Origin of the sequence: Enemella evansiae (assembly GCF_004362375.1) — a bacterium.
GTDB classification, from domain to species: Bacteria; Actinomycetota; Actinomycetes; order Propionibacteriales; family Propionibacteriaceae; genus Enemella; species Enemella evansiae.
Window position 1 is genome coordinate 407,988 of record NZ_SNXA01000010.1, and the last position, 20,854, is coordinate 428,841.

Consider the following 20,854-nt stretch of genomic DNA (forward strand, 5'->3'; position numbering starts at 1 on the left):
TTCTGGGGGCTTGGTTTCGACTCGTCGCTGCGCTCCTCGCTCAACCAACGTGGGGGGCCGCGCGTCTGTGGTCGGGGCATGGGAGTTCGGTTGGGGCATGGCACACCATGCTCGGACCGAAGGACGATGCCCCGACCGGTTCAGAAGGGTGCGGGTTCATCTCGACACGGTCGCTGCGCGACCTACTCGATGAACGTGGGGAGGTCCTCGCAGCGCGACCTACTCGATGAACGGCGTGGCGGACGTCAGGTGCGGAGGCGGGGGATGCGGCGCAGCAGCAGGCTGAGGACGAGGGCGACCAACCAGAGGGCGCCGACCATGGCGGCCACACCGGTCCAGTGGGCGCGGGTCCAGGCGATTCCGGAGAGGGAACCGAAGACCGAGGACCCCAGGTAGTAGGCGAACAGATAGAGCGAGGCCGCCTGCCCGGTACCACCACCGCCCAGTGCCGCCCGGGCCGCCACCCAGCCGCTGGCCACCCCGTGCGCGGCGAAGAAGCCCGCGGTGAACACGGTCAACCCGATCAGCACCGCGACCAGCGAGGACGGCAGCGTGATCGCCAACCCCAACAACCCCACCAGGATCGCCAACGGCACCACCACCCGCTGCCCGTGCCGATCGGCCAGCGACCCGGCGTACGAGCTCGCGAAGGACCCGACCGCATAGGTGACGAAGATCAGCGAGGCGAGCGCGAGCGGCAGCACGAACGGTGGTGCCGCCAACCGGAACCCCATGGTGTTGTAGACCGCGACGAACCCACCCATCAGGCAACCGGAGATCCCATACAGGGCGAGCAATGCGGGATCCGAGAGGACCCGGCGGGCGGTCCGCAGCACCTCACCGGCCCGCGCTGGTACCGGGATGAAGTTCCGCGAGCGGGGCAGCAGCAGGAACGCCACCACCGCACAGATCAACCCGAGTGAACCGATCGCGGCGAACGCACCGCGCCAACCGACCAGATCGCCGACCACTCCGCCGATCAACCGCCCGCTCATCCCGCCCAGCGCGGTACCGCCGATGTAGAGGCCGGTCGCCCGGGCCGCCGCGGTGGGATGCACCTCCTCCCGCAGGTACGCCGTCGCGACCGCCGGCAACCCCGCCAGGGTCACCCCCTGCAGGCCGCGCAGCACCAGCAGCAGCTCCCAGTTCGGCGCGAACGCACAGGCCAGGCCGACCAGGCTGGAGGCGAACAGCGACGCGTGCATCAGCGGCGTACGCCCCAGCACCTCCGTCGCCGGGCCGGCCAGCAGCAGCGCCACCCCCAACCCGAGGGTGGTCACCGAGACGCTCAACGTCGCCGTCGCCGCGCTCACCGCGAACCGCTGTGACAACTGCGGCAGCAACGGCTGCGGGGCATAGAGCAGCGCGAAGGTCGCCAATCCGGCAAGGAACAGGCAGACCGCGATCCGCCGGTACGCCGGATCGCCCGGGAGGTGTCCGGGGAACGGGTCGGCGGGCGGAGTCGGCACCTCCCTGTCCTATCACCTGCGGCAGGATGGACCTCACGGATCCGGTGGCCGGTGCGACTCCGGGGTGAGGAGGAATCATGCGATATGCAGAAATCGACACCACCCTGGGTGCGTTGACCGTCGTGGCCGACCGCGTGGACGGTACAGACGGTGCAGGGGGTGCGGGCGGCGCGGAGCAGGTGGTCGGCATCTACTTCCCCGGTCACTGGACCAATCCCGACCGGCGGGCCTGGGGGGAACCGAGCGCCCCCGACGGGGTGATCGAACAGGTCCGGGCCGAGCTGTCGGAGTACGCCGCGGGCACGCGGCAAGCGTTCACCGTGCCGATCGAGCTGCGCGGAAACGCCTTCCAGCAACAGATCTGGGCCGAGTTGCTGCAGATCCCCTACGGCGAGACCACCTCCTACGGAGCGCTGGCCGCACGGGTCGGCGTGCGCAATGCCCAACTCGTCGGCCAGGCGGTCGGACACAACCCGATCTCGGTGATCGTGCCCTGTCATCGGGTGGTCGGAGCCGACGGCAGCCTGACCGGGTACGCCGGTGGCGTGGACCGCAAGGTCTGGCTGCTGGAGCGGGAGGGAGCGCTGCCCGGCTCACTCTTCGGCGACGCCTTCGACGAGGCACCCACCTTCAGCCAGGCGTGACGTGCGGGCACCGTTCGACCAGGTCGTCCGCGAGCACGGCCGGACCGTGCTCCGGGTCTGTCGCGCGGTGCTGCCCGCCGCGGACGCCGACGACGCCTGGTCGGAGACGTTCCTCTCCGCCCTGCGCGGCTGGCCGGAGCTGGCCGAGGACGCCAACGTCGAGGCCTGGCTGGTCACCATTGCCCGGCGCCGCTGCCTCGACCTGATCCGCAGGCGCCGCGTCCTGCCCACCGACCAGCTCCCGGAAACCCCGTCCGGACAGGGAAACCCGGCACCTCCGGAACCGGTCTGGGGTCTGGTCGCCGAGCTGCCGCCGAAGCAGCGGCAGGCGATCACCCACCACTACCTGCTGGGGTTCTCCCACACCGAGACCGCGGCCCTGGTCGGCGCCACCCCGGAGGCGGTCCGGCGGGCCGCCGCCGACGGGATGCGCGCCCTGCGCCGACGAAAGGATGAACTGTGACCACCGAACAGGAGGAGACGGAGCGGCTGGCCGCCCTCACCGAGCGGTTCACCGCCCGCGCCGAGGGTGCCGGGCTGATCGACATCGCCTGGCGGACCATCGACTCACCGATCGGTCAGCTGCTGCTGGCGGCCACCGAGCAGGGTGTGGTGCGGGTCGGGTTCGCGATCGAGGGCCACGACGCGGTGCTCGCCGAACTCGCCGAGCGGATCTCACCGCGCACCCTGCACGGCCCGCGCCGCCTGGACGCCGCGGCGTACCGGTTGGACCACTACTTCACCGGCCGGCACGACGAGCCGCGGGTGCCACTGGACCTGCGACTGACCCGCGGTTACCGTGCCGAAGTGGTCCGGGCGCTCGCCGGAATCCCCTATGGCGCAACGGTTTCGTACGCCGAACTGGCCGCCGACACGGGTCGGCCGCGGGCGGTGCGCGCCGTCGGTACCGCCTGCGCCACCAACCCGTTGCCGCTGCTGCTGCCCTGCCACCGGGTGGTCCGCTCCGACGGCGGCACGGGGGCCTATCGCGGCGGGGCCGAGGCCAAGGCGTACCTGCTGGAAATGGAGGCCGCCCACCCGCGTCGGTGAGCGTCGGTGAACGCGGGTGAGATTCCTACCATCGAAGTATCAAGGGGTGGAGACGGGTTCCATTCGCGCGCGGGGGAGGACTACGGTCCCGTTCCATGTCGACACAGCGCACCGCGGAGCCATCCACCTCCCGTGGACTGCAGGCCGCCATCAGGAGCTTCGAGGCCATCGAGCGGGTCGGCAACAAGCTGCCGCACCCATTCTGGTTGTTCGCGATCCTCGCGCTGTTCACGATGGTGCTGAGCGCCGCGCTGGCCGCCGCCGGCGTCCAGGTGCACCATCCGGCCACCGGCAAGGTGATCGCGGTGAAGAGCCTGCTCACCGCCGAGGGCGTGCAGGAGATGGTCGGCAAGGCGGTCACCAACTACGCGAATTTTCCACCCCTGGCAACGATTCTGACCACCATGCTGGGCATCGCGGTGGCCCAGCACTCCGGGCTGATCGACACCCTGCTGCGCAACACCGTGACCAAGGTGCCGGCCCGCTACCTCACCTTCGCGCTGGCGATGACCGCGATGATCGGCCACGTCGCCGGGGACTCCGCCTATGTCGCGCTGATCCCGCTCGGTGCGATGGTCTTCCGCGCCGCCGGCCGCTCCCCGATCCTCGGTGCGGTCGTCGCCTTCGTCTCGATCTCGGCCGGTTACGACGCCTCCCCGTCGATCACCACCACCGACGTGCTGCTGTCGGGGATCACCACCGCCGCCGCGCAGACCATCGACCCGAGCGTGCTGGTCACCCCGCTGGCCAACTACTGGTTCGGGCTGGCCTCCTCCTTCGTGGTGGCACTGACGATCACCGCGGTCGTCGAACTGGTGCTGGCCAAACGGCCCGATCTCGCCGAGGACACCGACCACGGGATCGCGGAGGTCTCCCGCGAATCCCTGCAGATCACCCCGATCCAGCGCCGCGGACTGATCTGGTCGGCGGTCGCCGGGGCGGCGTTCATCGCACTGATCGTGGTGATCATGATCCCGCAGAACTCCGCCTTCCGCGGCAAGGGCGGTTCGATCACCAGCTCACCGGTGTTCAGCGGAATGGCGCTGCTGCTGGGCATCTTCTTCACCCTGATCGGTGTCGTCTACGGCTTCGTCGCCAAGGAGTTCACCAAGCTCTCCCAGGTCGTGCAGGCGATGGCCAAGGGCATCGCGCAGCTGGCGCCGATCCTGGTGCTGTTCTTCGCGATCAGCCAGTTCCTGGCCTACTTCAAGTGGTCCGGGATCGGTGAGGTGATCGCGATCTCCGGCGCCCGGGTGCTCGACAACGCGAACATGCCCGCCTGGCTGATCCTGCTGCTGATCGCCATGATCATCTCGGTGATGAACTTCATCATCACCTCCGGTTCGGCGATGTGGTCGCTGGCCGCGCCGATCTTCGTGCCGATGCTGATGCTGCTCGGCATCGACCCCGCCACCACCCAGGCGATGTATCGGATCGCCGACTCGGTGACCAACTGCGTCACCCCGATGAGCCCCTATTTCGTGATGGCGCTCGGTTTCATGCAGCAGTACCGCCGCTCCGCCGGGATCGGCACGCTGGCCTCCTTCACCATTCCGATCGCCGCCGTGGTGTGGGTGGTCTGGATCATCTTCTTCATGATCTGGTTCGGTCTGGGGATCCCCTTCGGCCTAGGCTGAGCCCATGGCAAGCGTGGTGTTGACCCTGGTCGGCGACGACCGTCCCGGACTGGTGAGCGCGCTGGCGCAGGCGGTGACCGATTGCGGTGGCAGCTGGCACACCAGTGAGATGGCCCGCCTCGGCGGCAAATTCGCCGGCATCGTGCTGGTCGAGATCAGCGATGAGAAGGTCGACCCGCTCGCCCAGGAACTGCGGTCGCTGGGTCATCAGGGGTTGCTCGAGGTCACGATGTCGCGCACCGATGGCGAGGCCGAGGAGTCGACCGCGCTGCTGGAACTGCACCTGCTCGGCAACGACCGGCCCGGCATCGTGCACCAGATCTCCTCGGTGCTGGCCGCCCAGGGCGTCAGCATCGAGCAGCTCGAGACCGACGTCCGCGACGCCCCCGAGTTCGGTGGCCAGCTCTTCGAGGCCCGCGCCCGGCTGGTCGGCCCGGCCGAGGTGGATCGCCGGCTGCTGGCCGAGGCGCTGGAGTCGATCGCCAACGAGCTGATGGTCGACCTCGACCTCAGCTGACCTCCAGGGGGGTCACGAACCGGCGTACCGCCTCGTTGAACAGCTCCGGCTGCACCAGATTCGACGGCTCGATGCTGCCGGCGATCGTCTCGAACCGGGCATCGGGGATCTGCGCCGCGAGCTGGCGGCCCAGCCCCACCAGATGCCGTGCCTGGTCCCCGGCCAGCACCAGCGACGGCAGATTCACCCCACGCATCGCGGTGGCGTACCGGATCCGCAGGTACGCCCGATGCTGCAGCTCCAGGCTCGCCAGGTCGGCATCCCGCAGCTGCTCGGCCAGCCGCTGACCGACCGCGGGCCAGCGCAGATAGTTGTTCAGCACCGACCCGACCTGCAGGCTGCGGGGCAACTTGTAGGTCAGCGGCGCGGTCCGCAGGGCGGCGGCGATCAGATGATCGGCGGGATTGTTCGGGGTCAGCTCGGCCCATGTGTCGGCCAGGATCAGCGATCGCAGCAGCTGGGGGTGTTCCAGCGCCAGCTGCTGGGCGACCGCGCCCCCGTAACCGACCCCGACCAGGTGCGCCCGCGGGACCCCGAGCCGTTCCAGCAGGCGTACCACCTCGGCCGCGTGGGTCCGCACCACCTCGCTCACCGGCACATCCAGCGGACCGGCGTCACCGTTGCCGGAGAGGGTCACCGCGATGCTGCGATGATCCGGGGCGAAGGCGGCGAGCTGATCGGCGAAGAACGCGGCCGTGCCACCCAATGGCGGCAGGAAGACGATCGATCGCCCGAAGCCCGCTTCCTCGTGGGTGGTCATGACGCCCAGTGTGTCATCGCGGCCCCGACGCTCCCGCAGGGACTGGGGCACAATGACGGGCGTGACCGCCGATGCCAGCCCCACCCGCCTCGCCGATCTCGCCGATGTGGATCGCAGCGACCCGGCCCTGCGGGACTGGGTGGCCGAGAGCGTACGCCGCCTCGACGCGGACGCCCGCCGCTCCGCCGACACCCATCTGATCCGGCTGGAACTGCCCGCCGACTGGGGGATCGACCTCTATCTGAAGGACGAATCCACCCACCCGACCGGCAGCCTCAAGCACCGGCTGGCCCGCTCGCTGTTCCTCTACGCGCTGGTGAACGGCTGGCTCGGCCCCGACACGATGGTGGTGGAGGCGTCCTCGGGCTCGACCGCGGTCTCCGAGGCGCACTTCGCCCGGATGCTCGGGTTGAAGTTCGTCGCCGTCGTCCCGCGCGGTACCAGCCGGCAGAAGATCGAGCTGATCGAGCGCGAAGGCGGCCGCTGCCATTTCGTCGACCGGGCCGATCAGATGGTCACCGAGTCGGTACGCCTGGCGCGCGAGCACGGCGGGCACTTCCTGGACCAGTTCACCTACGCCGAGCGGGCCACCGACTGGCGCGGCAACAACAACATCGCCGAATCGATCATCCGCCAGCTCGGCGCCGAGACCCATCCGATCCCGAGCTGGGTGGTGGTCGGCGCCGGCACCGGCGGTACCAGCGCGACCCTGGGCCGTTACCTGCGGCTGGGTCGGATGGGGACGCGGCTCTGCGTGGCCGATGTGGAGAACTCCGCCTTCTTCGGTGGCTGGGTCGAGGGCGATCCGACGGCGACCTGCGACCGTGGCTCGCGGATCGAGGGGATCGGCCGGCCCCGGGTCGAGCCGAGTTTCGTCGGTACGGTGGTGGATCGGATGATCCGGGTCCCCGACCAGGCCTCGGTCGCCGGGGCCCGATTCCTGGCCGAGCGGCTCGGCCGCCGGGTCGGCGCCTCGACCGGTACCAACATCGTCGCCGTCGCCCGGATCATCACCGAGATGCGCGAACGCGGCGAGCAGGGGTCGGTGGTGACGCTGCTCTGCGACTCCGGTGACCGATACGCCAACACCTACTTCGACGACGCCTGGGTGACCGACCAGGGCTGGTCCCTCGACGGCTGGCAGGCCGAACTGCGGCGTACCCTCCCTCCCGCCTAACGCAGCACGTTGATGCCCAGGCTGGCCAGGGTGCCGAGGGCGACGGCCCAGCCGATGATGGCGATGGTCATCCAGAAGGCGACCCGGTTCCGCGCGATGCCCATCGAGACGAGCACGGCCGCGGAGATCTGGTTGGGCACGAGGCCCTGGCCGAGCAGGCAGACGCCCGGGACCCCGTAGCGGTTCAGCCGGGCGCGGATCTTGGCGTACCGCCGCTCGGACCGCGCGCTGCCCGTCCCGTCACCCCTGCGGTCGACGATCCGTTCCCGGATCCCGGCGAACAGATAGATGATCGCGAGCACCACGAGCAGGTTGCCCGCAGCGGCCAGCAGGATCGCGAGCGGCAGCGGGAAGCCCAGTACCACCCCGAGCACGGCGCCGAAGTGCGACTCGACGAAGGGGATGGCGCTGGCCACGAGTACGCCGAGCCAGGTCAACCAGGCGGGCAGTTGGGCGATCTGGGTCTGGATGAATTCGATCATGGTCGGGCTCCGTTCCGAGGATTGGCACACCGTGCTAGTACAGCGTGCTAGTACAGTGTGCCATATAGTTTGGGTCAGGCAAGCCCGGCAGTCGGAAAAGTGCGGAGGAGGATCCATGGCGGAGGCAGGGACTCAGAACGGTGGCCGGCGGGCGCAGATCCTGGCGGCCGCCCGGGAGATCGTCGCCGAGGAGGGGTTGTCCGGGATCACGGTGCGCGCGGTCGCGGCCCGCGCCGGGATCGGCGCCTCGACCCTGCGGCACTACTTCCCGAGCCAGGCCGCGCTGCACACCGCCGTGACCCGGGAACTGTTCGCGGTCACCGTCACCGACGACTTCATCGGCGACACCGCGTTGCCGCCGCGGGAGCGGCTGCTGCGCAGCCTCGGTCAGTACCTGCCGCCCGATCAGGGCTCACCGCAGGAATTCGCGCGGATGCTGGTGCGTACCTATGCCGGGGTGATCGCGGCCGAGGAGGCGGGCGGGGATGTCCCCACGGGCGGGATCCTCGGCAACGCGTACGCCTGGTCGCACGAGACGATCATGCGCTGGCTGCGGGTCCTCGCCGACGAGGGCGCGCTGCGTGCCGAGCCGAGCCCGGCGATCGCGATCGCCCTGATGGGGTTGCTGAACGGGCTGCTGCTCGACCTGGCCGTCGGCGGGATCGAACCGGAGGGGGTCGACCAGGGCATGGCCGCGATGATCGCCCTGCTCGTCGAGGAGTGAGGTTCAGCCGAGCCAGGCGATCGCGGCGATCTCGACCAGGAACGCGGGCCGGGCCAGCGCGGCGACCCCGATCACGGTGTGCGTCGGCTTGACCGCGCCGGCGAAGTGCCGGGCTCGGGCCGCCGACGCCTTCGCCGCGTCCCCCGTGTCCACCAGGTAGGTGGTCGTGGAGACCACGTCGGCCATCGTGCCGCCGGCCGCCTCGACCACGTGCCGCAGGTTGGTCAGCGCCTGTTCCAGCTGGGCCTCCACATCACCCTCGCCGACGATCGACCCGTGGCTGTCGAAGGCGACCATGCCGGAGACGTGCAGCGTGTCACCCGCGCGGACCCCGTAGCTGTAGCTGTTGTTGACGGCGGGTCCCTCGGGCAGCTCGGGCGGCATCACGGCTTCGATCGGCATGGCGCAACGCTAGCCCGGTTGATCGAGTTGGGGGAGTCCGCGGCTCAATCCCTCGGACTCGATCCAGGCGCGGGCGTAGGTGATCATGTCGGCGATCCGGATCCCGGCCCCCTTGGGCACCTGCAGCGTGCCGACCTCGGCATCGTCGGGGGAGAAGAGGTACGCCTCCCGCTGGGCCTCGTAGTGCTCGATCCGCCACCCCGACGGGTGCTCGATGATGGTCCGCCAACCCCCGGTACGGCCGTAGAGCAGGTGCTCCCCGGACACGTGCCGGGCCGTCCACTCCCCGTGCCTGGTCGGTGGCAACTCCATGCATCCACCCTAGGACGGTGCCCCGGGGGTGCCGGTGCGCGTGCGCTGGGACATGCAGTAGTCCCAGGATTCCATGATCAAACCCAGTGGGACTGGGATTACCGATCGGTCGAATCCCGCTTATGCATGTCCGAGCGTCCGGGCCCGGCCTAGAGGAGTATCTGGAGGAGCATCACCAGGGAATCCAGGATCGATGCCAAGGAGTCCAAGATCGATGCCAGGGAGTCCAGAGCCCTCTCTGCAGAGCAGCGCTACCACTAGTTCGGCGAGGGTCAACCGTGCGGGCTCCCGCGGATTTCGCCGCTCGGGGGTGTTTGCGGTGCTGTTCTTGGGGTCCTTCTTGTCGCTCATTAACCACTGGGGTGCGGGGCTTTCCCTGCGCCGCAGGTCCGGGTTAAGGCGGGAATGCGAGCGTGGTGAAGGGGCCGAGCCCCGCGGGGATTGGGGCGCAGTCCCCCCGACTGGGGGAATACCCCGACCCTTCCCGGAGTTGAGTCAGATGTACTCAACTTCGACTTGATCCCCGTGCAGGACTTCGACATAGTTGAGTGCGCAAGGCTCAATGTCAGAGTTGAGCCCCCAAGACTCAAAAAAATCGAAACACCGCACTGGAGGAAACACACATGGCTCGTGCAGTAGGCATCGACCTGGGCACCACCAACTCCGTAGTCGCCGTCCTCGAGGGCGGCGAGCCCACCGTCATCCCCAATGCCGAGGGCGCGCGCACCACGCCGTCGGTCGTCGCGTTCGCCAAGGGCGGCGAGGTCCTGGTCGGCGAGGTCGCCAAGCGTCAGGCCGTCACCAACGTCGACCGCACCATCCGCTCCGTCAAGCGCCACATGGGCACCGACTGGAGCGTCGACATCGATGGCAAGAAGTACACCGCCCAGGAGATCAGCGCCCGTGTGCTGATGAAGCTGAAGCGCGACGCCGAGGCGTACCTGGGTGAGCCCGTCACCAATGCCGTGATCACCGTTCCGGCGTACTTCTCCGATTCCGAGCGGCAGGCCACCAAGGAGGCCGGTGAGATCGCCGGGCTGACCGTCGACCGGATCGTCAACGAGCCGACCGCCGCCGCGCTGGCGTACGGCCTGGACAAGGACGACTCCGACCAGATGGTGCTCGTCTTCGACCTCGGTGGCGGCACCTTCGACGTGTCCCTGCTGGACATCGGCCACGAGGGCGGCAAGTCGTTCTTCGAGGTGAAGGCCACCAACGGTGACAACCGCCTCGGTGGCGACGACTGGGACAACCGGATCGTCGAGTGGCTGATCACCCAGTTCAAGAACAAGAACGGCGTCGACCTGGGCAAGGACAAGATCGCCAAGCAGCGCCTCGCCGAGGCCGCCGAGAAGGCGAAGATCGAGCTGTCCTCCGCCTCGGAGACCTCGATCAACCTGCCCTACATCACCCTGGGCGAGTCGGGTCCGCTGCACCTGGAGGAGAAGCTGACTCGCTCGGAGTTCCAGAAGATGACCTCCGACCTGCTGGAGCGCACCCGCGCCCCGTTCAACGCCGTGATCAAGGACGCCGGCATCTCCGTCGGTGACATCAAGCACGTCGTGCTGGTCGGTGGCTCCACCCGGATGCCCGCCGTCGCCGAGCTCGTCAAGGAGCTGACCGGCGGCAAGGAGCCCAACAAGGGTGTGAATCCCGACGAGGTCGTCGCCCTGGGCGCCAGCCTGCAGGCCGGTGTGCTGAAGGGCGAGGTCAAGGACGTGCTGCTCCTCGACGTCACCCCGCTGAGCCTCGGTATCGAGACCAAGGGCGGCGTGATGACCAAGATCATCGAGCGCAACACCACGATCCCGACCAAGTCGAGCGAGGTGTTCACCACCGCCGAGGACAACCAGCCCGAGGTGATGATCCAGGTCTACCAGGGTGAGCGCGACTTCGCGAAGGACAACAAGTCCCTCGGCAACTTTTCGCTGACCGGCATCATGCCCGCGCCGCGTGGCGTGCCGCAGATCGAGGTCACCTTCGACATCGACGCCAACGGCATCGTGCACGTGAACGCCAAGGACCTGGCCACCGGTAAGGAGCAGTCGATGACCGTGACCGGCGGGTCGGCCCTGAACAAGGACGACATCGACCGGATGGTCAAGGACGCCGAGTCGCACGCCGAGGAGGACCGCAAGCGCCGCGAGGCCGTGGACGTCCGCAACGAGGCCGACTCGCTGGCCTTCCGCACCGAGAAGCTGCTCACCGACAACGGTGACAAGCTCGGTGATGACGTGAAGACCCCGGTGCAGGACTCGCTGAAGAGCCTCAAGGAGCTGCTCGAGAACGAGAACGCCGACACCGACCAGCTGAAGGCCGCGATGGAGGACCTGAACACCAAGGCCTCCGCGATGGGTCAGGCGATGTACGCCCAGGCCGCGGCCGAGCAGCAGCAGGCCGGTGGCGATCAGCAGGAGCAGAGCGGTTCGGACTCCGAGTCCGGCTCCGGCGGCGACGACGATGTCGTCGACGCCGAGATCGTGGACGACGAGAACGACAAGAAGTGAGCTGACCGCATCCGGCGGCACGGTGGCCTCGCGGCCATCGTGCCGCCGGCTGCGCACCACTTCGACCATCGCCGAGCCGACGCTGACGAAGAACACAGGAGACAACGTGGAACCATCGCACGGACACACCGAGCCGGGCGCCCCCAGCGGCGACGATCTCGACCCCGCCGCCGCGCAGCAGGTGCCCCAGGAGCCGATGGGCACCCCCCGCCGCGCGGCCGACCAGGCGTACCCCGACAACGACTCCGCCGACGGTGCGGAGACCGGCACCGGAGCGCAGGACGCCCGGATCGCCGAGCTGGAGACCCAGCTCGGTGAGCGGACCAACGATCTGAAGCGGCTGCAGGCCGAATACGTGAACTACAAGCGGCGCGTCGACCGCGACCGCGACCAGGCCCGCGGGGCCGGCATCGAGGCGGTCGTGGTCGACCTGCTGCCGGTGCTGGACGATCTGCGCACCGCCCGCCAGCACGAGGAACTCAGCGGCGGGTTCAAGCTGCTCGCCGAGGAGCTGGAGAAGGTCGCCGCCAAGTACGGCATCGAGGTCTACGGCGACAAGGGCGAGCCCTTCGATCCGCAGCTGCACGACGCCCTGATGCAGGCGCCCACGCCCGGTGCCGGTGAGCCGACGCTGCTCGACGTGATGCAGGTCGGCTACCGCTTCCGCGGCCGCGTACTGCGTCCCGCCCGGGTCGCGGTGGCGATGCCCACCGGGGAGCCCGAACCGGGCGCCGAGGGTGGCGACACCAACGCTGGCTGACATCGATACACGCAAGGAAGGCCGATGAGCACCAAGGACTGGATCGAAAAGGACTACTACAAGGTCCTTGGCGTGTCCAAGGACGCCAGTGCGGACGAGATCAAGAAGGCGTTCCGCAAGATCGCCCGGGAGAACCACCCGGACCAGAACCCCGACAACGCCGCGGCGGAGAAGCGGTTCAAGGAGGCCTCCGAGGCCAACTCGATCCTCTCCGATGCCAAGAAGCGCAAGGAATACGACGACGCCCGCAAGCTGTTCGGCGGCGGCGGATTCCGCTTCCCGGGCAGCGGCGGCGGATCCGGTCGCGGGGGCGCACCCACCGCCGAGGACCTGTTCCGGCAGGCCCAGGGCGGCGCGGGTGACTTCGGCGACATCTTCGGCGGGCTGTTCAACCGCGGCAGTGGCGGGCGTACCTCCACCGGTGGACGCGGGCCGCGCCGCGGCACCGACGTCGAGGGTGAGGTCACCCTGGACTTCACCGACGCGGTGGCCGGCAAGACGGTACCGATCCAGATGGTGTCCACCGACGCCTGTTCCGCCTGCCACGGCACCGGCGCCCGCGCCGGCACGATGCCGAAGGTCTGCCCGACCTGCCACGGCTCGGGGATGACCACCTCCACCTCCGGTGGCGTCTTCGCGGTCAGCGAACCCTGTGTCGACTGCCGCGGCCGCGGCCTGATCGTCGAGGATCCCTGCCCGGTCTGCAACGGCTCCGGGCGGGCCAAGTCGACCCGGACGATGCAGGTACGCATCCCGGCCGGGGTGACCGACGGGCAGCGGATCCGGATCAAGGGCAAGGGCGGTGCCGGCGAGAACGGTGGCGCGGCCGGCGACCTCTACGTGATCGTGCACGTGCTGCCGCACCCGGTCTTCGGGCGCAGCGGTGACAACCTCACCGTGTCCGTGCCGATCACCTTCACCGAGGCCGCCCTGGGCGCCCAGATCGAGGTGCCGACGCTGAACGGTCTTCCGGTACGCCTGAAGGTGCCGGCGGGTACGCCGAACGGCCGCACCTTCCGGGCCCGCGGCAAGGGCATCACCCGAAAGGACGGTACGCCGGGAGACCTGCTGGTCACCGTCGAGGTGGTCGTGCCCTCGGAGCTGTCCGAGGACGCCCGCTCGGCGCTGCAGGCGTACGCCGACAAGGCCTCCGAACCCGATCCGCGGGCCGGGCTCGGTGCCTGATGTCCCCGCGCAAGCAGGACGACGAGTCGGGGCAGGTTCCCGGTGACGGCCTCCAGGTCGTCGACCGGGACGCCCCGATCTTCGTCATCTCGGTGGCCGCGAAGCTCTCCGGGATGCACCCGCAGACGCTGCGCAGCTATGACCGGATGGGGCTCGTCCAACCGCGCCGCACCTCCGGTCGCGGCCGCCGCTATTCCCCGCGCGATGTCAGCCGCCTGCGGCTGATCCAGCGGCTCAGCCAGGACGAGGGCATCAACCTGCAGGGGATCCGCCGGATCCTCGAGCTGGAGGCCGAACTCGAGGAACTGCGTGAACACGCCAGCGAACTCACCGAACTGCTGCGGCTCGCCCACTCGGCGCCCGCCGGCTCCCGCCTGTTCACCGCCGACCAGGTCGGTGGGGTGCACCTCACTCCCGCGCAGCGCCGCTACGCCCGGCGCAATCCGCCACGTCAACTGGGACGGTGATCGTGGCCGGGCGCCCGAACATCCTGATGATCCTCACCGACGATCACGCCGCGCACGCGATCGGGGCCTACGGATCACGGGTGAACCAGACCCCGCGGCTCGATGAGATCGCCGAGCGGGGTCGGCGGCTGGATTGTTGCTTCGTCACGAACTCGATCTGCACCCCGAGCCGCGCCTCGATCCTCACCGGGGCGTACTCGCACGTGAACGGGGTGTACGGGCTGGAGACGCCGATGCTGTCCACCCAGCCGACCTTCGTCTCCGCACTCTCCGAGGCCGGGTACGCCACCGCGGTCTTCGGGAAATGGCACCTCGGTGAGGGTCCAGGACACGACCCGGAACACTTCGACGACTGGGCGGTGCTGCTCGGTCAGGGGGAATACCACGATCCCAGATTCCTCACCACCGAAGGGATCCGGACGATTCCGGGGTACGCGACCGATATCATCACCGACCTCTCGTTGGACTGGTTGGCGACGGTGCCGGCCGAGGACCCGTTCTGCCTGCTGCTGCACCACAAGGCCCCGCACCGCAACTGGGAACCGGATGCGAAACATGCCGGCATGTACGCCGACGCGGAGATCCCGCTGCCGGACACCTTCGACGACGACTACGCCACCCGCGGTGCGGCGGCCCGGCGGGCGCTGATGCGGATCGCCGATGATCTGACGTTGGACGACCTCAAGGTCGCCCCGCCCGAGGGGTTGACCGGTGAAGAGCTGGCCCGCTGGAAATACCGCCGCTACATGGAGGACTATCTGGCCTGCGTCGCCTCGATCGACGACAACGTCGGCCGGGTGATCGACTGGCTGGACGACAACGGCCGCTTCGATGACACGATCCTGATCTACGTCTCCGACCAGGGCTTCTTCCTCGGCGACCACGGCTGGTTCGACAAACGCTTCATGTATGAGGAATCCATCCAGATGCCGTTCCTGATCAGCTGCCCGGCACTGATCCCGGCCGATCCGGAACCGATCCGGCGGATCGTCACCAACGTCGACTTCGCCCAGACCCTCCTCGAGGCCGCCGACGTGCCCGCGCCCGCGCGGATGCAGGGGGAGAGCTTCTGGCCCGAGCTGACCGGTGCCCGCGCCGATGAACCCGGTGGCGCCTTCTACTACCGCTACTGGGAGAACGACGAGCACAACCACCGCACCCTCGCGCACTACGGCCTGCGGACCGATCGCTACAAGCTGATCTACTTCTACAACGACGGAATGGGTATCCCCGGTACCACGCAGGCGCGCTTCGACCCCTATTGGGAGCTCTACGACCTGCAGGCTGATCCGCAGGAATTGCTCAATGTGGCAGGAGATCCGGCGTACGCCGAGGTGCGCGCGGAGCTGACCCGACAACTGTGGCGCAAGCAGGCGGAGCTGGGGGACCGGCCGCATCCCTCGCAACCGGTCCCGCCGGGTCTCCAGGGGGCCTAACCGCCCAGCTCGGTCCGCGCATCCCGCAACTCGGCCACCATCAGTTCGGGCTGCTCCCATCCGGCGAAGTGCCCACCGCGTTCCAGCACCCGCCAGCGGCGGACGTCGTTGTGCTTCTCGACCAGCCGACGGACCGGGATGCCGAAGTCGTCCGGCATCGCCGCGATCGCCACCGGTACAGGACAATCGGCCTGTTCGGCACCCCACTCCCCGGCCCCGGAGCGGTAGTAGCGGATCGAGGAGGCAATGGTGTTGCCGAACCAGTAGAGCGAGACCGTGGTCAGCATCTCGTCGCGGTCGAGGGCATCGGGCGTCGCCGCCCAGACCCGTTGGACGTCGACCAGCCAGCCCAGCAGCCCGACCGGTGAATCGCTGAGGCCGTAGGCCAGCGCCTCCGGCCGGGTGGACTGCACCATCGCGTACCCCATCAGCTGCCAGGCATAGTGCTCGCCGGCGGCCAGGGCCTTCTGCTCCCACGCGTCGTCGGGGTCGGCGGTCTCCCGGGTCAACTGCTCACCCTGCAGCACCTGGGTGAGATGCAGCATCGCCACCTCCTCGGGGGCGGTGATCGCGAGCTTGCGGGCGATGATGGCGCCGAAGTCGTAGGCATGCACCCAGTAGCGCGAATAGCCGAGCCCGCGCATCAGCGTGGCGAGCGCGGCGGCCACCCGATCGGCATCCCAGCCCGGTGCCGCCCCGCCCATCCCGAATCCGGGCAGGCTGGGCACGATCACCTCGAATGCGGGCTGATCCTCCGGCGGGTCGGTGAGGGCATCGAGCATCGGCAAGAACTCGGTGGACGAACCGGGCCAGCCGTGCAGCAGCAGCAACGGGGTCGCATCCTCGCGATCGCTGTGCTGGTGGAAGAAATGCAGCTCATGGCCGTCGATCGGTGCGGTGAACTGCGGCACGGCGTTGATCCGCTCCTCCTGGGCGCGCCAGTCGAAGCCGTCGGCCCAGTAGGCCGCCAGCTCTCGGGCGACCGGCTGCGGCAACCCCCAGTCCTCCTCGGCCCGGGGGTCCTCGGTGGGCCACCGGGTCTCGCCCAAGCGGCGGTGCAGATCGGCCAGCCGATCGTCGTCGATGTGCAGGGTGAACGTTGTGATGTCCATGAGCACAAGGATCCCGGGGCAACCGGACAGGAACCGTCCGCTGATCGGAGGTCAGCGAGCGCCGGCCCGGCTGGCCGCGTACCAGGCCTGGACCAGCGTGCGACCAGCGCGCCCGATCGGCCCGACGACCTCGCGCAGCTGCTGGCGGGACACCGGCCGGGCGGCGGTGACCGCCGCCAGCACCTCATCGAGGGTGCGGGCCGGCGTACACACGCTGAGCAGGTAGTCCGGAACGTTCAGCCCGTCGGCGACCACCCCGACCAGCGGGGTGCCGACCGCGGCGATCTTCGGGAACACCGTCCCCGGGATGCCGATCGCGACCTCCGCGCGCGCCGATGCGGCGAGCGACCCCTCGGCGGCGATCTCGAACTCGCTCCACAGGGCGGGATTCTCGCGCGGGTGCAGGCCGACGATGATCCGTTTGCCCTGCGCGGCAAGGGCCCGCGCGGAGGCCAGCAGCAGCTCGGTCCCCGGGGCGGCACCGCCGGTGGCGTCGGGGTAGGTGACCGAGGTGAGGATCAACACCGTGCCCGGTTCGGGTCGGCGCTCCGGCAGGTCGTCGAGCTCGGGGATGCCGACGACCCGAATCTGCTGCGGCCGGATTCCCAGATGCGCGGCGAAGGTCTGCTGCTCGGCGTTCGAGCCGGCGGTGGCCGCGGTGATCCGGGCGGCGACCTCGGCGGCGTACGGGGCGCGGGTCGGGTTGAGATAGGCGAGTCCGGAGGCCACCACCGGTACGCCGGGCAACGCGCGGACCGCCCGGGCCGGCCAGTCGGTGGCGCCGGAGATCACCAGCACATCGACGTCGCGCGGGTTCGCGGTGGCGAGCGGGAGCGCGGTCACCGGATCCCCGGCTGGCAGCCCGGAGCGGTCGGGCACGAGCTGGGTGAGGGTCCCACCGCGGGCCGCGACCTCATCGAGCATCGGTCTGACGTGGTAGGTGCCCCACGGTTCATTGGTCGCCACCGCGATCCGGAACGGCTGCCGGGCCGCGGCCGGGCGGGCCGTCCCGGCGAGCAGGCCCGCGGCGGCGAGCGAGCCACCCACCCCGAGCAGTGCTCGCCGGGTCAGCACCGCGTGGTCCGGGTGAGGGAAGAGGTCTCGAGCAGCGTTGGTCACCGGCCCAGCATCACCGGCCCGGGTGACATCCCGGTTACACCCCGCCGAACTCGGGGATCGGTCAGGTGCCCATCGACAGTGTTGTGGCATCGGACCTGACCGTCCGGAGCTGCTGAAGATGCTCGGGGCGTATCCGGTACCGGTGCTCGGCGTGCACGGCGTCCGGCGCCTCTGTGGATAACTCGCATCGCGCGCTGTGGACAGAGTTCAAATCGGACACTTAGGGTGCAGAAGGTGACCGACGAGACCCGTGCCCGCAACACCCGCGACATCGAGGCCGGGGTGCACACGGACTTCGCCGAGCAGATGAGCTACGACTCCTATCTGCAGCTGCCGACCCTGCTCGCCGCTCAGCAACCGGTCAGCGACCCGGTGCACCACGACGAGATGCTGTTCATCATCCAGCACCAGACCTCCGAGCTCTGGCTCAAGCTGATGCTGCACGAGCTCACCTCGGCGATGGATCTGCTGGCAGGTGACGAGATGCGGGTCTCGCTGAAGCGGATCGCGCGGGTGAAGCACATCCAGCGCACTCTCACCGATCAGTGGTCGGTGCTGGCGACGCTGACCCCCAGCGAGTACGCCGAGTTCCGCGGCTTCCTCGGGCACGCGTCGGGCTTCCAGTCCTGGCAGTACCGGGCCGTCGAGTTCGCACTCGGCAACAAGAACCGGGGCATGCTCAAGGTGCACCGTGCCGACCCCGACGCGTACGCCCTGCTCGATGATCTGCTGCACCGGCCCAGCCTCTACGACGAGTTCCTGCGCGGCCTGGCCCGCCGCGGTTACCCGATCCCGCAGCGGGTGCTGGAGCGCGATGTCACCACCGCCCACGTCAGCGACCCCGAACTCACCAAGGTCTTCGCCGACATCTATTCCCACGCCCACGACCACTGGGACGTCTACGAGGCCTGCGAGGAGCTCGTCGACCTGGAGGACAACTTCCAGCTCTGGCGCTTCCGGCACCTGAAGACCGTGCAGCGCACGATCGGGATGAAGACCGGTACCGGTGGCTCCTCTGGGGTCGGCTTCCTGCAGCGGGCGCTCGACCTCACCTTCTTCCCCGAGCTGTTCGCCGTCCGGACGGAGATCGGCCGGTGAGCACCCAGCAGCAGAACACCCTCACCGAGCGCGCCGACCAACTCGACGCCGCCGACCCGCTGCGCGCCTGCCGCGACGAGTTCGTACCGGCCGGCCAGGGTGTCGATGCCGTCCAGGCCTATCTGGACGGCAACTCCCTGGGCCGCCCACTGCGGGCCACCCGGCAGCGGTTGCTCGATCTCGTCGACGGTGCCTGGGGCACCCGGCTGATCCGCTCCTGGGACGAGCAGTGGATGGAGCTGCCGTTCCGTCTCGGTGACGAACTCGGCCGGGTCTGCCTGGGCGCCGCGCCGGGTCAGGTCTGCTTCGCCGACTCGACCACCGTGCTGCTCTACAAGCTGCTCCGGGCCGCGACCGCCGCCGCACCGGCAGGGCGCAACCGCATCGTGGTGGACACCGAGAACTTCCCGACCGACCGCTACGTTGCCGAAGGCGTCGCCGCCGAGGCCGGTTTCGAGCTGGTCTGGATCACCCCCGATCCGGCCGCCGCGGTGACCGCCGACCAGGTCGCCGCCGTGCTCGACGAGCGGACCGCCGTCGTGCTGCTTTCCCAGGTGGCATACAAATCCGCGCAGATCGCCGACCTGCCGGCGATCACGAAGCTCACCCACGACGCCGGCGCGCTGATCCTGTGGGACCTGTGCCATTCCGCCGGGGTGGTCCCCGCCGACCTGGATGCCCACCAGGTGGACCTCGCGGTCGGCTGCAGCTACAAGTTTCTCAACGGCGGGCCCGGCGCGCCGGCGTTCTGCTACGTCGCCACCCGGCATCAACCGCATCTCCGGCAACCGATCCAGGGCTGGATGGGACATGCCGATCCGTTTCGGATGGGGCCGGGTTATCAAGCAGGCCAGGGAATGCGGGGCTTCATCTCGGGTACGCCACCGGTCCTCGCGATGGCCGGGGTGGCCGACACGATCGAGTTGATCGATCGGGTGTCGCTGGCCGCGGTGCGCAAGAAGTCGATCGCGCTCACCGAGTTCGTGGTCGCCGCCGTCGACGCCGGGCAGGCCGGCGAGGGCGTACGCCTCGTCTCGCCGCGCGACCCGGCCATCCGCGGTGGGCACGTCACCATCGCCCACCCGGACAGCCGGCGACTCTGCGCGCAGCTGTGGACCGAGGGCATCATCCCCGACTTCCGCGAACCGGACGGCATCCGGCTGGGGTTGGCGCCGCTCAGCACCAGCTTCGCGGAGGTCGCGCTGGCCCTCGGCCGGATCGCTGAACTCACCGCAACGGCACGGTGAACAAGCCCGCTCTGTCAAGCTGGGTTCCATTTTTCGCGGGTGATTGACATCACCTGCGAAAGGCGAATACTCACGGTTACCGTGGTGTTGAATCATTCAAGAAGTCACCGCATGAAAGGACGCGTATGTCTCTCGTCAACACCAAGATCCTCCCCTTCCAGACCACCGCCTACAAGCAGGGCGAGTTCGTGGACGTGTCCGACACCGATGTGCTCGGCAAGTGGGCGATCTTCTTCTTCTACCCGGCGGACTTCACCTTCGTCTGCCCGACCGAGCTCGGCGACCTGGCCGACTTCTACGCCGAACTGCAGCAGCTCGGTGTCGAGGTCTACTCGGTGTCCACCGACACCCACTTCGTGCACAAGGCCTGGCACGACACCTCCGAGACCATCGGCAAGATCGACTACTACATGCTCGGCGACCCCTCCGGCGTGATCACCAACAACTTCCAGAACATGCGCGAGGGCCAGGGCCTGGCCGACCGCGGCACCTTCCTGGTCGACCCCGACGGCATCATCCAGTTCACCGAGACCTCCTCCGAGGGTGTCGGTCGCAACGCCGCCGAGCTGGTCCGCAAGGTGAAGGCCGCGCAGTACGTGCGCAACCACCCGGGCGAGGTCTGCCCCGCCAAGTGGGAAGAGGCCGAGGCCGCGACCCTGAAGCCGGGCATCGACCTGGTCGGCAAGATCTGATCCGACCTCAGGTACGCCTACCCGGCGAGTTGGCGGGTGTTGTCCACGCCGTGGATG

The 20,854-nt window shown here is 69.0% G+C and carries 22 protein-coding genes; 15 read left to right on the forward strand and 7 right to left on the reverse strand.

The annotated features are described in order from the left end of the window. Window positions 1-245 precede the first annotated feature (245 nt). On the reverse strand, window positions 246-1,469 hold the full coding sequence (locus C8D81_RS13285; RefSeq protein ID WP_133626214.1) for an MFS transporter: 1,224 nt from the start codon (window positions 1,467-1,469) through the stop codon (window positions 246-248). A 77-nt stretch (window positions 1,470-1,546) separates the two neighbouring features. Between C8D81_RS13285 and C8D81_RS21870 the strand changes: the two genes are divergently transcribed. The 5 genes from C8D81_RS21870 (at window position 1,547) to C8D81_RS13310 (ending at window position 5,317) form a co-directional block, all read left to right on the forward strand. Further along, a complete protein-coding gene (locus C8D81_RS21870; protein ID WP_094356592.1) occupies window positions 1,547-2,113 on the forward strand; it encodes a methylated-DNA--[protein]-cysteine S-methyltransferase in 567 nt (188 codons plus the stop codon). A gap of 1 nt (window position 2,114) precedes the next feature. Further along, on the forward strand, window positions 2,115-2,576 hold the full coding sequence (locus C8D81_RS13295; RefSeq protein ID WP_094402634.1) for an RNA polymerase sigma factor: 462 nt from the start codon (window positions 2,115-2,117) through the stop codon (window positions 2,574-2,576). Continuing rightward, window positions 2,573-3,163 carry a methylated-DNA--[protein]-cysteine S-methyltransferase gene (locus tag C8D81_RS13300; protein WP_133626215.1) on the forward strand — a complete coding sequence of 197 codons (591 nt, stop codon included), beginning with the start codon at window positions 2,573-2,575 and terminating at the stop codon, window positions 3,161-3,163. The genes C8D81_RS13295 and C8D81_RS13300 overlap by 4 nt, the downstream gene beginning before the upstream one ends. Before the next feature lie 95 nt (window positions 3,164-3,258). After that, a complete protein-coding gene (locus C8D81_RS13305; protein ID WP_094356589.1) occupies window positions 3,259-4,800 on the forward strand; it encodes an AbgT family transporter in 1,542 nt (513 codons plus the stop codon). A 4-nt stretch (window positions 4,801-4,804) separates the two neighbouring features. Then, the gene (locus tag C8D81_RS13310) at window positions 4,805-5,317 is read left to right on the forward strand and encodes a glycine cleavage system protein R (protein ID WP_133626216.1); all 513 of its coding nucleotides are present in this window, start codon (window positions 4,805-4,807) and stop codon (window positions 5,315-5,317) included. On the opposite strand, the gene C8D81_RS13315 is transcribed toward C8D81_RS13310, so the two are convergent. Continuing rightward, window positions 5,310-6,077, reverse strand: a complete 768-nt coding sequence (locus C8D81_RS13315; protein WP_094402640.1) for an alpha/beta fold hydrolase — start codon at window positions 6,075-6,077, stop codon at window positions 5,310-5,312. The genes C8D81_RS13310 and C8D81_RS13315 overlap by 8 nt on opposite strands. Before the next feature lie 61 nt (window positions 6,078-6,138). Between C8D81_RS13315 and C8D81_RS13320 the strand changes: the two genes are divergently transcribed. After that, window positions 6,139-7,254: a PLP-dependent cysteine synthase family protein gene (locus tag C8D81_RS13320; protein WP_456151928.1), complete on the forward strand. Its 1,116-nt coding sequence runs from the start codon at window positions 6,139-6,141 to the stop codon at window positions 7,252-7,254. On the opposite strand, the gene C8D81_RS20995 is transcribed toward C8D81_RS13320, so the two are convergent. Next, on the reverse strand, window positions 7,251-7,736 hold the full coding sequence (locus C8D81_RS20995; RefSeq protein ID WP_094404515.1) for a hypothetical protein: 486 nt from the start codon (window positions 7,734-7,736) through the stop codon (window positions 7,251-7,253). The two genes, C8D81_RS13320 and C8D81_RS20995, sit on opposite strands and share 4 nt — an antisense overlap. Window positions 7,737-7,851: 115 nt before the next feature. On the opposite strand from C8D81_RS20995, the gene C8D81_RS13330 reads away from it, so the two are divergent. Beyond that, the gene (locus tag C8D81_RS13330; protein WP_166646812.1) at window positions 7,852-8,460 is read left to right on the forward strand and encodes a TetR/AcrR family transcriptional regulator; all 609 of its coding nucleotides are present in this window, start codon (window positions 7,852-7,854) and stop codon (window positions 8,458-8,460) included. 3 nt (window positions 8,461-8,463) lie between these two features. On the opposite strand, the gene C8D81_RS13335 is transcribed toward C8D81_RS13330, so the two are convergent. Both C8D81_RS13335 and C8D81_RS13340 read right to left on the reverse strand, forming a co-directional pair. Then, on the reverse strand, window positions 8,464-8,862 hold the full coding sequence (locus tag C8D81_RS13335) for a RidA family protein (RefSeq protein WP_208109277.1): 399 nt from the start codon (window positions 8,860-8,862) through the stop codon (window positions 8,464-8,466). A 9-nt stretch (window positions 8,863-8,871) separates the two neighbouring features. Further along, a complete protein-coding gene (locus C8D81_RS13340) occupies window positions 8,872-9,174 on the reverse strand; it encodes a hypothetical protein (protein ID WP_094404517.1) in 303 nt (100 codons plus the stop codon). A gap of 623 nt (window positions 9,175-9,797) precedes the next feature. Here C8D81_RS13340 and dnaK point away from each other — a divergent pair. The 5 genes from dnaK (at window position 9,798) to C8D81_RS13365 (ending at window position 15,529) form a co-directional block, all read left to right on the forward strand. Further along, window positions 9,798-11,681 carry a molecular chaperone DnaK gene (gene dnaK, locus C8D81_RS13345; RefSeq protein WP_094356584.1) on the forward strand — a complete coding sequence of 628 codons (1,884 nt, stop codon included), beginning with the start codon at window positions 9,798-9,800 and terminating at the stop codon, window positions 11,679-11,681. A 106-nt stretch (window positions 11,682-11,787) separates the two neighbouring features. Continuing rightward, window positions 11,788-12,441 (forward strand): nucleotide exchange factor GrpE, encoded by a 654-nt coding sequence (locus C8D81_RS13350; protein ID WP_229118964.1) that lies wholly within the window; start codon window positions 11,788-11,790, stop codon window positions 12,439-12,441. A 24-nt stretch (window positions 12,442-12,465) separates the two neighbouring features. Then, window positions 12,466-13,626: a molecular chaperone DnaJ gene (gene dnaJ / locus C8D81_RS13355; protein ID WP_094402645.1), complete on the forward strand. Its 1,161-nt coding sequence runs from the start codon at window positions 12,466-12,468 to the stop codon at window positions 13,624-13,626. Continuing rightward, window positions 13,626-14,093, forward strand: coding sequence for a heat shock protein transcriptional repressor HspR (locus C8D81_RS13360; RefSeq protein ID WP_094356582.1), 468 nt, complete (start codon window positions 13,626-13,628; stop codon window positions 14,091-14,093). The genes dnaJ and C8D81_RS13360 overlap by 1 nt, the downstream gene beginning before the upstream one ends. Then, window positions 14,090-15,529 (forward strand): sulfatase family protein, encoded by a 1,440-nt coding sequence (locus C8D81_RS13365; protein WP_229123220.1) that lies wholly within the window; start codon window positions 14,090-14,092, stop codon window positions 15,527-15,529. Before C8D81_RS13360 ends, C8D81_RS13365 begins: the two co-directional genes overlap by 4 nt. Here the strand turns inward: C8D81_RS13365 and C8D81_RS13370 are convergent. Both C8D81_RS13370 and C8D81_RS13375 read right to left on the reverse strand, forming a co-directional pair. Next, window positions 15,526-16,641: an epoxide hydrolase family protein gene (locus tag C8D81_RS13370; RefSeq protein ID WP_094425823.1), complete on the reverse strand. Its 1,116-nt coding sequence runs from the start codon at window positions 16,639-16,641 to the stop codon at window positions 15,526-15,528. The two genes, C8D81_RS13365 and C8D81_RS13370, sit on opposite strands and share 4 nt — an antisense overlap. A gap of 51 nt (window positions 16,642-16,692) precedes the next feature. Further along, complete coding sequence (locus C8D81_RS13375) at window positions 16,693-17,760, reverse strand: hypothetical protein (RefSeq protein ID WP_208109278.1); 1,068 nt, start codon at window positions 17,758-17,760, stop codon at window positions 16,693-16,695. 234 nt (window positions 17,761-17,994) lie between these two features. On the opposite strand from C8D81_RS13375, the gene kynA reads away from it, so the two are divergent. The 3 genes from kynA (at window position 17,995) to ahpC (ending at window position 20,797) form a co-directional block, all read left to right on the forward strand. After that, a complete protein-coding gene (gene kynA, locus C8D81_RS13380) occupies window positions 17,995-18,858 on the forward strand; it encodes a tryptophan 2,3-dioxygenase (protein WP_208109279.1) in 864 nt (287 codons plus the stop codon). Continuing rightward, window positions 18,855-20,105, forward strand: a complete 1,251-nt coding sequence (kynU, locus tag C8D81_RS13385; protein ID WP_094425821.1) for a kynureninase — start codon at window positions 18,855-18,857, stop codon at window positions 20,103-20,105. Before kynA ends, kynU begins: the two co-directional genes overlap by 4 nt. Window positions 20,106-20,230: 125 nt before the next feature. Next, complete coding sequence (gene ahpC, locus C8D81_RS13390) at window positions 20,231-20,797, forward strand: alkyl hydroperoxide reductase subunit C (RefSeq protein ID WP_094356578.1); 567 nt, start codon at window positions 20,231-20,233, stop codon at window positions 20,795-20,797. Window positions 20,798-20,854: the final 57 nt, after the last annotated feature.